The sequence below is a fragment of the Rubritalea squalenifaciens DSM 18772 genome (assembly GCF_900141815.1).
Classification (GTDB): domain Bacteria; phylum Verrucomicrobiota; class Verrucomicrobiia; order Verrucomicrobiales; family Akkermansiaceae; genus Rubritalea; species Rubritalea squalenifaciens.
Map to the genome: position 1 here is coordinate 257,572 of NZ_FQYR01000003.1, position 14,183 is coordinate 271,754.

11 protein-coding genes are annotated in these 14,183 nt (G+C 54.0%); 9 read left to right on the forward strand and 2 right to left on the reverse strand.

Annotation, left to right across the window (positions count from 1 at the left end; translation table 11 throughout):
* Window positions 1-100 precede the first annotated feature (100 nt).
* The 9 genes from BUB27_RS06520 (at window position 101) to BUB27_RS06560 (ending at window position 12,388) form a co-directional block, all read left to right on the forward strand.
* Window positions 101-931 (forward strand): ABC transporter substrate-binding protein, encoded by an 831-nt coding sequence (locus BUB27_RS06520; RefSeq protein WP_143158760.1) that lies wholly within the window; start codon window positions 101-103, stop codon window positions 929-931.
* 16 nt (window positions 932-947) lie between these two features.
* On the forward strand, window positions 948-1,874 hold the full coding sequence (locus BUB27_RS06525) for a helical backbone metal receptor (RefSeq protein WP_143158761.1): 927 nt from the start codon (window positions 948-950) through the stop codon (window positions 1,872-1,874).
* On the forward strand, window positions 1,867-2,598 hold the full coding sequence (locus BUB27_RS06530; protein ID WP_159434837.1) for an ABC transporter ATP-binding protein: 732 nt from the start codon (window positions 1,867-1,869) through the stop codon (window positions 2,596-2,598). The genes BUB27_RS06525 and BUB27_RS06530 overlap by 8 nt, the downstream gene beginning before the upstream one ends.
* A complete protein-coding gene (locus BUB27_RS06535; protein ID WP_143158763.1) occupies window positions 2,595-3,566 on the forward strand; it encodes a FecCD family ABC transporter permease in 972 nt (323 codons plus the stop codon). The genes BUB27_RS06530 and BUB27_RS06535 overlap by 4 nt, the downstream gene beginning before the upstream one ends.
* A 43-nt stretch (window positions 3,567-3,609) precedes the next feature.
* On the forward strand, window positions 3,610-4,431 hold the full coding sequence (locus BUB27_RS06540; RefSeq protein WP_143158764.1) for a PEP-CTERM sorting domain-containing protein: 822 nt from the start codon (window positions 3,610-3,612) through the stop codon (window positions 4,429-4,431).
* 1,098 nt (window positions 4,432-5,529) lie between these two features.
* The gene (locus BUB27_RS06545) at window positions 5,530-6,543 is read left to right on the forward strand and encodes a TetR/AcrR family transcriptional regulator (protein ID WP_143158765.1); all 1,014 of its coding nucleotides are present in this window, start codon (window positions 5,530-5,532) and stop codon (window positions 6,541-6,543) included.
* Window positions 6,527-7,942 carry an efflux transporter outer membrane subunit gene (locus BUB27_RS06550; protein WP_159434838.1) on the forward strand — a complete coding sequence of 472 codons (1,416 nt, stop codon included), beginning with the start codon at window positions 6,527-6,529 and terminating at the stop codon, window positions 7,940-7,942. Before BUB27_RS06545 ends, BUB27_RS06550 begins: the two co-directional genes overlap by 17 nt.
* Window positions 7,943-7,966: 24 nt before the next feature.
* Complete coding sequence (locus tag BUB27_RS06555) at window positions 7,967-9,154, forward strand: efflux RND transporter periplasmic adaptor subunit (RefSeq protein ID WP_143158767.1); 1,188 nt, start codon at window positions 7,967-7,969, stop codon at window positions 9,152-9,154.
* A complete protein-coding gene (locus BUB27_RS06560; protein WP_143158768.1) occupies window positions 9,155-12,388 on the forward strand; it encodes an efflux RND transporter permease subunit in 3,234 nt (1,077 codons plus the stop codon).
* 68 nt (window positions 12,389-12,456) lie between these two features.
* Here BUB27_RS06560 and BUB27_RS06565 read toward each other — a convergent pair whose 3' ends face one another.
* Together BUB27_RS06565 and tal are read right to left on the reverse strand one after the other, a co-directional pair.
* On the reverse strand, window positions 12,457-13,203 hold the full coding sequence (locus BUB27_RS06565; RefSeq protein WP_143158769.1) for a metallophosphoesterase: 747 nt from the start codon (window positions 13,201-13,203) through the stop codon (window positions 12,457-12,459).
* 28 nt (window positions 13,204-13,231) lie between these two features.
* Window positions 13,232-14,179 carry a transaldolase gene (gene tal, locus BUB27_RS06570; RefSeq protein WP_143158770.1) on the reverse strand — a complete coding sequence of 316 codons (948 nt, stop codon included), beginning with the start codon at window positions 14,177-14,179 and terminating at the stop codon, window positions 13,232-13,234.
* Between the last annotated feature and the right edge of the window lie 4 nt (window positions 14,180-14,183).

Here is a 14,183-nt window from a genome sequence, read left to right on the forward strand (position 1 = left end):
AGTATTGGTTTGCTATGTCAAGGGGGTGCAGAGTTGTACGGTGTCGGCTGTACAACTCTGCTAATTTGGGAGGATTCCATCGAACGAAAATTTTTTATCCATGCCGCGCAGTATCCATAATGAATATCTGGACCATCGTTTTGAGATTTCTGGCGAGGTGAAGCGCGTGGTGAGCCTGGTCTCATCGGCTACCGAGTATCTTGGTGAGATGGGCTTGTTAGAGCGTGTGGTCGGGGTGAGTGAGTACTGTGATCGCTACGTGGATACCGAAGGCATGGAGGTGGTGGGGCAGTATGTGACGGCAGATATTGAGCGAATTGTGCAGCTGGAGCCAGATCTACTGCTGATGACGACGGGGATTCAGCGCAAGCTGGGGCTTCGTATGGCGAAGGCAGGGGTGCCGGTCTATAATCTGCCGCTTCCTGTGAGCTTTGAGGGCATGCTGGAGAATGTGATGCTGCTTGGTGGCTTGATGGATGAGATGGGGAAGGCGAGGCAGTTGGTCGAGTGGCTTCGTGAGCGAGCGGCCAAGCTGCGGGCGGAGCAGATTTTTGAGCAGCGGCCACGGGTGTACGTGGAGCTGTGGCTGGGCAGGCATATGCGTGCTGTCGGTGGTTTGAGTTATATCCGTGATCTGGTAGAAATGGCGGGTGGAGAATTAGTCTATGGAGAGCGCTCCCAGGGCTACTTCGTACCTGAGCTGGATGAGGTTAAGCGACTGATTCCTGATGTGTACGTCTTTTTCCATGAACCGGAATACCGGGTGGATGGCGCTGCGCTGGTGCGTGAGCGAGGGTGGGATGAGAGTATTCCTGTGGTGATGAGTGACGTGACCATGGGGGAGAATGTGATCCAGGATGGTCCGAGTATGTTGGACACGGTGGTGTGGCTACGTGAGCAGATGCGGATAGCCAAACGTGGAGGAATTTGACTAAGATTTCTAGCAAGTGAAGGAGATAGCGAAATACAAGGCGATAGCGATGGGGATCGGCGTGGTGCTGGTCTTCACGCTGAGCTATTTCCTTAAGGATATTTCCAGCCGCCAAGTAGAGGAAAACAAAGGGCTGACCGAGGCGAAGGAAGTCGAGCGGGTCGTGGCGCTGGCGCCAAGTACGGTGGAGATCCTCTATGCGCTGGAGCTGGGGGGCAAGGTGGCCGGGGTTTCCCGCTACACGACTTATCCGCTAGAGGCATTGGAGAAACCGAAGGTGGGTGGCTATGTCGATGTAGATATGGAGGCCCTAGTGGCGCTGAAGCCAGATCTGGTGATTCTGCTGATGGAACAATCACAGCTGGAGGACAAGCTGAAGGGGATGGGAATCGGCACTCTGAAGGTGAAGCACATGACCGTGGATGGGGTGCTGGAGAGTGTGCGCAAGGTGGCGGAGCGCTGTGGTGTGAAGGACAAGGGGATTTTGCTAGAGCAAGCGATGAGGCAGCAGATGGCCGAGGTGGTGAAAGTCAGCGAGGGGAAAGCGAAACCCAAGGTGCTGGTTAGCATTGGCCGTGAGGTGGGCACAGGCAAGGTGCGGATGCTCACTGCCGCAGGTGCTCAGGGGATTCACCAGGAGATGATCGGGCTGGCCGGTGGGGTGAATGCCTATGAGGGGAGTGTTCCATTCCCTCAACTGAATCGCGAACATCTGATCATGATGAATCCGGATGTGATCATCGATATGGTGCCGCAGCGCGATCTGGATGCTGTTGGCGAAGAGAAATTGCTGGCGGAGTGGCAGGAATTTGGTGAGCTGAAGGCGGTGAAAAACGGTCAGGTTTATGTGTTAGGTGGGGACCAGTACTTTGTGCCGGGGCCTCGACTGGTTGAGACGCTGAAACGCTATGCTGAGATGATCCATGGAGGTGGCCATGAGTGAGTGCCTGATAGAGCTCTGCGATGCGGGTGTTCAGGTCTCCGGTAAGGAGCTTTTGGGCGGCGTGAACCTCTGTGTGACTCAGGGGGAGCATTTGGCCGTGATCGGGCCCAATGGTGCGGGCAAGAGCACGCTGGTGAAGCTGCTGCTGGGGATGCACAAGGCAAGTGCTGGCACGGTGCAGATCGGTGGGAGAGATGTTTCTTCCTATCCGCGGCGTGAGTTGGCACGGATGATCGGCTATGTGCCGCAGCTGCTGGCGGCAGAGGTGCCGTACACGGTGAGAGAATTTGTAGAAATGGGTCGCTACGCTCATGGTGATCGTGATGCCAAGGCGGTGGATGAAGCAATGGAGCTTGTGGAGGTGGGTGAATTTTCTGAAAGAGTGGTGGCGACCCTGAGTGGCGGTGAACGTCAGCGGGTCTGTATCGCTGCGGCTCTGGCGCAAGAAGCGCCCCTGCTGCTGCTAGATGAGCCGTTGGCGCATTTGGACCCGGGGCAGAGGATCGAGGTGCAGCGGGTGCTGCGCGGAGTGAGGGAGGAAGTGACCCTCATTGCGGTGACGCATGATCTGGGCTGGATGCAGCGGGACTTCGAGCACGTGCTGGCGCTGCAGGCTGGAGGGGTGAAATTCGATGGATCCGTGCGTGATCTGATGGCTGGTGAAGTGCTGGGTGAGCTCTTTGGCTCTGCGGTGATGGATCAGTTAGGGAGGAGACTGGTGTGAAGAAATTACTCGTGCTTCTGGCTCTGGCGGTGCTGACGCTTTTAGTGGCTCCGCATCTAGGGCACACGGTGCTGGAGGGAAACGACCCTAAAGGTATCAATGATCTGGTGTTTCGGGAAATCCGCGTGCCTCGGGTCTTGATGGCGTTTCTCTGCGGGATGGGTCTGAGTCTGGGGGGGCTGGTTTTTCAAGCGATGTTCCGGAATTCGCTGGCGACCCCTTTCACGCTGGGTGTAGCTAGTGGTTCCACGCTGGGTGTGGCGCTGTGGGTAATGTTCGGGATTCAGTTCTCGTTGCTCGGGATTTCCGGGCTCTCTCTAGCGGCGCTGGCGGGGGCGCTGGTCTCGATTCTTCTGGTCTACGGGATGGCGCGGGTGACGGGTGGTTTTTCTCCGCTGGCCATGCTGCTGGGCGGTGTGGTGCTGAGTTTCTTTTTCTCGAGTCTGACGCTGCTAGTGCAGCATTTCGCGGATGCGGGGAGTACTTTCAGGGTGATGCGCTGGCTGATGGGGAATCTGGGAGGCGCGGATTATGAGGGCGTCTGGCAGGTGCTGCCCTTCGTGCTGAGCGGGATGATGATCGTGAGCTTTTTCCGCAATGAGCTGGACCTGCTTTCCCTCGGCGATGAGTTGGCTCAGAGCCGCGGGGTGGAGGTCGACCGTGTGCGGAAGGTGCTGTTTTTTGCCGTGTCCCTGATGGTGGCGGGGGTCATGACGGTCTGCGGGCCGATCGGCTTTGTGGGGATCATGGTGCCGCATTTCTGCCGCATGCTTTTTGGAGTGAGTCACCGAAACTTGGTCTGGGCGAGTGTGCTGCTCGGGGGGATTTTTCTGGTCTGGTGCGATACCTTGGCTAGGTCGATCTCTGTAGGTGGTGAGCTGCCGGTGGGGGTGCTGACTGCGCTCCTTGGTGGGCCGTTTTTCCTCTGGCTACTGGTTCAGAATGGGGGCCGGGGTATGCGCTATTGATTTCTTGACGGATCGTGGGGTGTTGCTTCATAGTATTTAGTGAATGAAATCTCACGTACTCCCTACACTCACTTTGTCTCTCGCAGCGCTGCTTCCTCTCAGTTATTCAGCTGATGCAGCGACGACTGCCTTTAACTTCTTTCATACCAGCTTTGCTGCGAATACGGGAATTGATGATTCCACCGAAAACACGGATGCTTTGAATGCTGTAGCCGGGCTGGACTCGCCGAATTGGTATAATTTGGGAATTGCGGGCTCTGGTGGACCGACGGGGACTGACTCTGGAGATGGAATTGGTGTCCAGTGGTGGTCCAGTAATGCTTTTAATGCAGGATCAGAAGGAGTGACTGCTGGTGGAGATGCTTCCCAGCAGGTTTTTCGGATGTATCTGGATGATGGTGATGGTGGTACTTCCTATGCTGCCGCAGACGGCTACGGAGTGACGATTAGTGTCACTGGCTTGTCAGCTTATCTAGCTAGTCAGAGTGCTACGAGCTATACGGTCACGCTTTTCTTGTCCACAGATAGCAGTGATTTCACGCAGCCTGAAATCCGGGATGGAGCGCTGACGGGTTCTAATAATGTGACAGATCTGAGTCTGCTGGGATCACCAACCGTGAATGTGCTAGGGGATGGTACCCAGCCTGTGCCGAGTGGGGCGCAGAGTAACACGGGCGGTACCCGTGGTGTCGCTAGCTTGACTGGTTTGACTGCGGATGAAATTACGATCGCCATGCCGACGAATGCTGGTGGAGGTGTCAGGGGCTCAATTGCAGGTTTTGCAATTACCGCTGTTCCTGAGCCATCTTCTACCATGATGCTAGGTCTTGCCGGGGTGGGATTCATACTGCGCAGGCGCAGGTAAGATTGGCCAGCTTCAGCTCGTTCGTAGCGCGTCTCTAGGGAGACGCGTTTTTTATTACTGGGAAGATATGGGAATCTTAGTTTCCTGGGGCAGGGGGTAAAAAGTCAGCAAAGGCTTTGTGTGAAGGAGTCGTTCGGTCATGGTTTTTATGTACAATTACGTACTCAATGTCGGCTGTTGACTGTCATGATTGTGACATGGAGTTCGAGCTGATTCTCTGGTTGGGGAGCGCTGTGACTGTACTTAGTTTACTAGTTTTGTATGTTCCTGATGTTCATTCTGGGGAGCTTGGTTTGTGCAGGCTATGAAGCAGGCGAATTCAAGGGGTGGGGCGGAGTGGTCGCCGGGTTGTCAGGATAAGGTTCAGGTGAGCTAACGATCGTGCTGCTGATAAGTGTGGCTGAGAGGGGGGAGGGAGTCAAAATTTGGGGGTGATTGCGGGGCTGTGGGGGGGGGGGCATGTCCCTCGTTGTCCGAGGGCTTGTTTTTTGTTCGTCTCATTTTCCCTTGGGGAAAGATTGATCCAGCACATAAATAAATCGGTTGTTTGAATTTGGGGTGCAACACGCCATCACTGGATGGACGTATTTTTACATCTAGTGTGGTGGACTGGTTTTTCTAGAGACTCGTGAGGGTAGCGGGGGGAGGTTTCAAGCGTAGTTTGCGAGTGTTGTTTTGAAGTGGATCTCGTGCTTTGTCAGATATTGGGGAGGAATTAGCTAGATAAAGCATTGCCTGGTGCAAGTTGAAGTCGTGCTGGAGGTGATAGTGGATGTTTCAGTGTGATCATTTCACGGGTTGAAGTCTGGACGTGGTGTCCAGGGTATTAATGATGCAAGTGTATCAAGCGAGTGTAAATGGATGGTAATATGTACAAAATACAATAAAAGATAGAATATATTTACATGGCTTGTGATGATGTATTTAGTTTCGGTTTTTAGGAAGCTTTTGATTTATGGGGTTGATGGTATTGAAGGATTTAATCAGTTGATTGAATAGGATTTTGCTTGTTGTAGTAGTTGATTGAAGGGCTTGTTGGTCGATCTGATAGAGTTTTCTTGCAAGATTCAATCAAATGCTTTAATTGTTCGCTAGGCTATGAAGGGATCAAAATCTAGTGAAGCAACTCGTGAGCGAATTTTGGAGGCAGCGGAAGTCTTGTTTGCGGAGCGTGGGTTCGATGGGGTGTCACTGCGTGACATTACGGCGGCGGCTCTGGCGAACGTGGCGGCTGTGAATTATCACTTCGGAACCAAGGAGGCTCTGATGGATCAGATTCTGCTGAGGTATCTAGTTCCGCTGAATCAGGAGCGCCTGGAGCTTCTGGCCGAGGTGGAGAAACGAGAAGGTGGTGTTGAGGAGATTTTGGGTGCTTTGTTGAAGCCGCTCTTGGGGCGGATGAATGAGGGTGGTTTGCAGGCAGGTCTATTTTTCAAATTGATGGGCCGCTGCATGATTGGTGGTGGGGAGCATTTGCCGGAGCAAGTGAAGCCGGTGGTGCAGAATGTGATGGGGTATTTTGTGAAGTCTCTGCGTCGCGCCCTGCCGGATTTCAGTGAAGAGGAATTGTTGTGGAGGATGCACTTTTGCGTTGGTTCGATGATGCATGCATTTCTGGCTTCAGAGAAGCTGAGTGACCTTACCGAAGGGAAATGTGGCGAGGTGGATCCAGAGCAAATGCTGAAGCGACTGATTGTCTTCTGTAGTGCTGGTTTGAGTGCTGGCCAGCTCGTTGAGTCTCCTGCCAGTTTGTTGGAGGAAGTGGAGGAAAAAGAGAAAAGTGATGAGGTGGCAGAAGTGAGCAGGGAAATGGCTGGGTCAATTGAGGAGCCTGTTGCTGAGGTGGACGACTCTGTCTCAGGGGCGGCGGCTATTGATGAAGACAATGCTGAGGAAATAGAGCCGGAGGAAGATGATGCTCAGATTTTACACGAGGATGATGAAATTTTTGTGGCAGAAAAGCTGAACCGTGCAAGTGAGTCACCAGCACAAGTTCAAGAGACCGCTGAGGAGGTGCCCGAGAGTCAGCCCGATGAGAAACCTAAGAAGAAAGCGAGCAAACGCAAGAAGCCGGAACCAGAGCAGGGAGGGCAGGATGAATTTTTGTTCTAAGGGAATCGTCGCAGTTTCCGCCTGTGTGTTCTTATCGGGATGTGTAGCGACACCGCCGGACTCCCGTATGGTGGCCGTGGCTGATATGGCGCCGGGCAGCTGGACTGCCTCGAAAGAAGGCAAGAGCGGTGTGGATAGACTCTGGGTGCAGCGTTTCGGTGACAGCAAGCTGACCAGGCTGGTGGAAGAAGCGGTAACGCGTAACCCTAACATGAAGATAGCGGCAGAGCGCGTGCAGCAGGCTCGCTATGCGGCGAGGATCGCAGGTTCTGACGGCCGTCCCACGGCGAATCTCGACCTGACTGGGGAAAAGAGAAAAATTCAATTCGTAGGCTTTCCTTTCGGAGGTTCCCAGATTGCCAACTCCTATAGTTCGGAATTCCGCGTGAATTGGGACATTGACCTTTGGGGCCGTGTACGTGCGTCGAGCTCCGCTGCGATGGCGGATGCCCAGGCGACCGAGCTGGATAGAAAGGCGGCCGAGGCGAGCCTTGCCGCGGAAGTGTGCAAGGCCTGGTTTGCTCTGGCTGAGGCGAGGCAGCAGGTGGCTCTGGTGCAGGACTCAATCAATCTAAAGAAGAGGACAGTGGAGGCGGTCAGAGACCGTTTCGAGAGGAATCTGCAGGAGGAAGGAGGTACCGCCAGCCAGCTGAGACTCGCGCAGACGGATCTCGCTACCACGATGGCAACCCTGTCAGAGAGACAAGGTGAGTTGGAGGCTGCCCAGCGCAGGCTGGAGCTCTTGGTAGGGCGCTATCCTGCGGGTAAAGTAATCGGGCGTGCTGTTCTGCCGAAGATGCCCAGCAAAGTGCCGTCGGGTGTGCCGTCTGGATTACTTCAGCGCAGACCGGATGTGATCTCGGCCGAGAGGCGCTTTGCAGCAGCAGGCATGAGGCTCAAGGAAGCCAAGCTGGCTGTATTCCCGGTATTTAGTCTGACTGGCACTACGGGAACTTCCACGGATTCCCTGATCAAGGTAGTGGATAGTGATTTCGGCGTCTGGTCGCTTTCAGGGAATTTGTCTCAGGCAATTCTGACCGGTGGAGTGCTCACGGCAGAGCGTGACTCGCGTGCCTCGAAGGAGCGTGAGGAGTTGGCCAATCTGCAGCAGACCGTGCTAAAAGCATTCGGAGAAGTGGAGAACGCGCTCGCTGCGGAGAAGTGGCTGAAGAGAAGAATTACGGAACTAGAGAAAGCGAACAAGCTGGCCAAGGAAGCAGCCGAGTCTGCTGACCAAGATTACCGGGACTCTACAGGAGATGTATTGACTCTGTTGGAGACGCAGGGGCGCAAGATCGACATCGCCTCCCAGCTGGTGAGGCTGAAGCGACTTCAGTTAGATAATCGCGTGGATCTTCATCTGGCCTTGGGTGGTGGATTCTACCTCTCGGGTAAATAAAGAGATTTTTAAACTATAGGAAACGTGGAAAATACGATTCAAACAGAGAAACGGGAAGGGGCATCCAAAGTGGGGGCTGTTTTCATGGGGCTGATAGCTGTGGTCGTGATCGCAGTTGGAGTTGGTATCATGATGGTGATGGTGAAGAATCCAGTCGAGGCTACGAAGGAGGAAAGGCGTGAGCTGATCCCCAGGGTGGAGACGGTGACGGTGGATGAGATCAATTACACGGTGCAGATCGCTACGCAAGGTCAGGTGCTGCCAGTGACTCAGACCCAGATCATCAGTGAAGTGGGAGGTAGTGTGACCTATGTATCCGATAAGCTGAAGGCTGGCGGTGCTTTTGCCAAAGGCGAGGAAATGGTCCGGCTGGAGCAGGCGGATTACGAGGCCACTCTGGCAAATGCCAAGGCTCAGGTGGCGGATGCCAAGTTGAACCTAGCGCAGGAAGAGGCGCGTGCTGAACAGGCACTGCGTGAGTGGAAGAAGCTGGGTAGGGGGGAGCAGGCCAGTGATCTGGTGCTGCGCAAGCCTCAGATTGAAAGTGCGAAGGCCCGCTTAGAATCCTCCGAGGCAGCCGTGAATAAGGCTGTGCGTGATCTGGAGCGTACCGTCACGAGGGCTCCCTACGATTGTATCGTGGAGTCGGCGAATATTGATGAAGGGGGCTATGTAGCACCTGGAGGTCGTATCGCAGAGGTTTATGCCTCTCAGAAAATGGAACTGCGTTTGCCGCTGAGTCTGGAAGACGTGGGTTTTCTGCCGGAGGAATTCAAGGGGACTGAGGTGACTGTGCGTGCTGTGATTGGTGGCAAGCCGGTGAATTGGCAGGGGAAGATCGTCCGTAGCGAGGGTGGAGTGGATCGAGAAACCATGACGATGATGATGGTAGTGGAGGTGACGCCCAAGCAGGGGGAGCAAAGGTTTGCTCTGCCGCCCAAGGGGCTTTTCGTGAATGGAGAATTCCAAGGTGAGAAATTGGAGGGAGTCGTTCGTGTTCCCCGCCAGGCCCTGACTGGAGAAGGTAAGGTCTACGTGATGGGAGATGATAATACTCTCCGCATCGTGGCCGTGGAGGTAGAGCGGACTGAGCGGGATTACGTGATTGTTACCAAGGGGCTCGAGCAGGGAGATCAGGTGATTACCAGTCCAATAGAGTTGCCTGTGGAGGGGATGAAGGTAGAGCCGGTTAAACAGAAAGGCCTGAAGTAGATGGAAAAGGCGATTCGATGGTTCAGCCGGAATCATGTGGCGGCGAATTTCCTCATGCTGCTGGTGATGGTAGCAGGTATCTGGACGTGGTTCCAGCTACGGAAGGAGGTATTTCCAGAGACCTCGCTGGATGCCGTGACGGTGAATGTTCCTTTCCCCAATGCGACTCCTGAGGAGGTAGAAGATGGGATACTTCTTCTGATTGAGGATGTCATTGCAGACATCAATGGGGTGAAGCGCTACACATCTACTGCGACTGAGGGTATGGGCGCGGTGACGATTGAGGTAGAGACGGGCTACGATGTCCGTGAGGTGATGGATGATGTGAAGTCCAAGGTGGATGGCATCACCAATTTCCCAGAAGAGGCGGAGGAGCCAGTGATCGAAGAAGCTCTGATTAGCTATCAGGTGATGAGTGTTGCTGTGAGTGCGGACACTGATGAGAAGACCTTGAGGAAAATGGCTGAGACGGTGCGTGATGGTTTGCTCAATTATAGTGCTCCTGAGCCAGAGACCTTCATGGAGAAGATGGACAGGATGATGCGAGGTGAACCCAAGATCACCAAAGCTTCTTTGGCCAACGTAAGGCCTTATGAAATTTCCATCGAAATTTCCGACGATACACTGCGCCGTCACGGTCTCAGTCTGGCCGGGGTAGCTACAGCATTGCGCCAAGCCTCGATCGATCTGCCTGGAGGCACGGTGCAGGAGAAGAGTGGGGAGATCCTGGTGAGAACCAAGGGGAAGATTCGTGATGCGGAGGATTTTGCAAATGTCACCATTGTCAGTGGAGATAGCGGTGAGGAGCTGAAGCTCGGCGATATTGCCAAGATTTACGATGGCTTTGAGGATGTGAGTCTGCGTGCACGATTTGATGGAAGGCGTGCAGCCTTGGTGAATGTCTTCCGTACCGGAGAGCAGGATACGATGCTTTTGGCGAAGGCTGTGCAGGACTACATTGAGAATGTCGCCCCGAATGAATTGCCGCCGGGTGTGAATCTGGAGTTGTGGAATGACCAGAGCAAGATGTTGCAAGGTCGCTTGGCTTTGTTAGGACGCAACGGGACCTGGGGTCTTGTCCTGGTGTTTATTGTGCTGGCTCTGTTCCTGAGACCGTCCTTGGCGGCTCTTGTGGCGATTGGTATTCCGGTCTCCTTCGCGGGAGGGGTCTGGATGATGCCTTACTTTGGGGTGAGTGTGAATATGATCTCACTCTTTGCCTTCATTTTGGTGCTCGGGATTGTGGTGGATGATGCGATCGTTGTTGGTGAGAACGTCTACAGCCGTATTCGTGCGGGTGAGCATCCACGGCATGCATCCTGGAAAGGAACTCACGAGGTTGGAGTCGTGGTGACATTCGGCGTGTTGACCACGATGGCAGCCTTTACTCCGATGTTGGGGTTGAGTGGCGTAAGTGGGAAGATCTGGCCGAATATTCCTTTGGTGGTGATTCCTGTACTCATGTTTTCCCTGGTGCAGTCCAAGTTGGTCCTGCCTGCTCACTTGGCGACGTTGCGGCCACGTCAAGAGGGGGTGAAGCATGGTCCGGTCACCCGTCTTCAGCATTGGGTAGCTGATGGGTTGGAGTGGTTTATCGAGCATCTCTACAAGCCGGCGCTCAGGCGCTGCCTACAGTTCCGTTATGTGGTTTGGGCTGTCTTCTTTGCGCTGCTGCTGGCCACCCTAGGACTAGTAGCGAGCAAGCGTATTCCATTCATTTTCATGCCGAAGGTGGAAGGTGATGTGATCACAGCCAAGTTGGTCATGCCCGTGGGTGTGCCCTTCGGGGTGACTGACGAAGCTATCCAGCGTATGGAGAGTGCTGCCATCCAGGTGGGTGAGGAAATGAAGGGGCGTGATGGGCAGAGTGTGATCAAGCACTACCTCGCTAGTACAGGTACCCAACCGTTCCGTTCAGGTTTTAATCCGGGCAGCAATCAGGTTAGTAGCTATCTGGGGGAAGTGACCCTAGAATTGATCCCGGCGGCTGACCGAGATTACAGCGCGGATCAGATTATCACCTCATGGCGTGAAAAGATCGGCCAGATCCCAGGCGTGGTTGAGCTGACCTTCCGTCAGGAAACTAATGCAGGGGGGAATGCTATTGATATCGAAATTACGGGTAAGGATCTTGAGGAGCTGAAGCAGGCTAGTGATTACATCACAGATAATCTAGCCGAGATGAATGGGGTGACTGACATTACTACCAACTGGCGGATGGGTAAGTGGGAAGTCGTCTATAACCGGGATGCTCTCACTGAAGCAGGGAAGTCGCTTGGTTTCACCGTTCAGTCTGTTTCCAGTCAGTTGAGATCGGTCTTCTATGGTGATGAGGTGCAGCGTATCCAGCGTGGCCGGGATGAGGTCAAGGTGATGGTGCGCTATCCTGAGAATGAGCGTAAGTCTCTGGAGACTCTGGAGGAAGTCAGGCTGAATGCCATGAATGGAGCTGAGGTGCCTATCAAGCAGGTGATTGCCAGTGAACCGAACCGCGGCCTCTCTACCATTAACCGGGTCGATGGGCGTCGCTCCATTTCCATCTCCGCTGATGTGGACAAAACGACTGGTGCTAACCCGAACGAAGTGGTGGCTACCTTTAATAAGGAAACTTTGGCTGAGATGGAGAAGCTTTATCCTGGGGTGAGGTGGGGATATCGTGGTGAGCAAAAAGACCAGAAGGACAGTGTGAGTGAGATGGGGGTAAAGTTTATTTTCGCCCTGATCATGATTTATGTGCTGATGGCGATCCCGCTGCGCAGTTATATCCAGCCGGCCATCGTAATGAGCGTGATTCCATTTGGTATCGTAGGTGCTGTGTGGGGACACATGTTATTGGGTATGGACCTGAGTATCATGTCTCTCTGTGGCGTGGTAGCTCTCAGTGGTGTGGTGGTGAATGACTCGCTGGTTCTGGTGGAGTATGTGAACCGCCACCGCAATGATGAAGGAAGCTTGCTAGAGGCGGTCAATAACGCTGGAGCGAGGCGCTTTAGGCCTATTTTGCTGACCTCCCTGACGACCTTTGCTGGTCTGATGCCGATGTTGTTAGAGACGGATATGCAAGCGCGCTTCCTAGTGCCTATGGCGGTTTCTCTGGGCTTTGGTATTCTCTTTGCGACCACGATTACGCTGCTGCTAGTGCCCAGTGTTTATGTGATGCTTGAGGATGTGAAGAAGGTCTTCTGCAAGATCTTTGGTATCGAGTATCACGAGACTCGATCCACGGTGGATTAAGAGTGAACTAAAAAAACCAATGGGGTGACCCATTGGTTTTTGAAAATCTTAGAAGGCTGGTGCCAAGCTTACAGTGATGGAAGTGGCGGGAGGACACTTCGTTTGACGTGTTCCCATGGTTCCAGTTCTGCACAGCAGCGGTATTTCACGTTGTTAACAACAGTCTCGATTGCGACGTGGTAGTGGCCGAAGGCAACGTGCTTGGTGCGGCTGGCAGCGACGATCTGACTGATCAGGGTGCGTTCAGCTTTCACATCCTTGCGGAGATCCGGGTCGATGTTTGAGTAGTAGGCGAAGCTTTCCTCGTCTCGGTCCATACCGGGCTGGGCCTCGATAGGGCCACAGTGGGTGCAGAGGAGGTCAGCAGGGCCATAGGACTCCACCATGTTTTCCACCAGTTTTGGCGCTGAGCGAGACACTGCCTCATCTGACCACCAGTTTTCACCATCGATACGCGCCGGGTGTCCCCGGTCCAGAGAGGTCGCGCCACCCACCATGATGACGTGGATGTTACCAATCATCATACGATGAATATCGGGCGGGATGCGGATGCTTTTAAGGTGGTCATTCCACGCGTACCTCTTGAACTTCCAGATCGCCGGGTCGTCGTGGTTGCCACGCATGAGCCAGACAGTCTGGTTCTTGATGGTGGCAACTTGGTCAGGCTCATCTAGGCAATGAGGGGTCAGGGAATCAGCGAAGCCAAGTCCAATGTCGCCAACGCAGATCACGTTGGCGCCATCAGGTAGCTCCCTGAGCCTGTTCGCCAGTTCGGGGAATTTTCCGTGAATGTCTCCGATGCAGAAAATAGCCATAATTTTGCTGGCGCGGACAATGTGCTACTTAGAGGGAATCTGCAATCAGCTTTTCAAGTTTTACGATATCAGCAGAGAATTTCCTGATACCTTCAGCTGTTTTTTCGGTCGCCATGGCGTCTTCGTTGAACTCAAAACGGAAGGTTTTTTCGTCGAGAGAAACCTTCGCTAGGTCGGAAGAGGCTGCGGTGCTCTCACTAAGTTTCTCGCTGATATCTCCCTCAGCGTTCTGGAGTTCCTCAAGGAGGTTCGGTGAAATCGTCAGGAGGTCACAGCCTGCCAGTTCGGTGATCTGGCCAGCATTTCGGAAGGAGGCACCCATGACCTCGGTCTTGTAGCCAAATTTTTTGTAGTAGTTGTAAATTTGTTGCACGGACTGGACACCAGGATCCTCTGCACCCTGGTAATCAGTGCCAGTCTTGGCCTTGTACCAGTCGTAGATGCGTCCAACGAAGGGGGAGATGAGCTGCACCTTGGCCTCAGCGCAGGCGATGGCCTGAGCGAGGGAGAAGAGGAGAGTCAGATTGCAGTGAATGCCTTCTTTTTCCAGTTCCTCCGCAGCTTTGATACCTTCCCAGGTGGAGGCGATCTTGATGAGGATGCGGTCGCGGGAGATGCCTTCGGCCTCATAGGCTGCGATGAGTTCGCGTGCCTTGTCGATGGTGCCCTGAGTGTCGAAGGAGAGACGGGCGTCAACTTCTGTGGAGACGCGGCCCGGGACGATCTTGAGAATTTCGAGTCCGAAGAGAATGAGGGTGCGGTCGATGATGGACTCAATGCTGGTATTACCAGCTTCCTTGGCTTCTGAGATCGCCTTATCCAAGAGGTGACGGTACTCAGGCTTCTCCACGGCGGAGAGAATTAGAGAGGGATTGGTAGTGGCATCCTGCGGCTTGTACTCGCGCATGGACTCAAAGTCACCGGTGTCTGCTACGATGGTGGTGAACTTCTTAAGGGATTCAAGATTGTTGGACATGTGT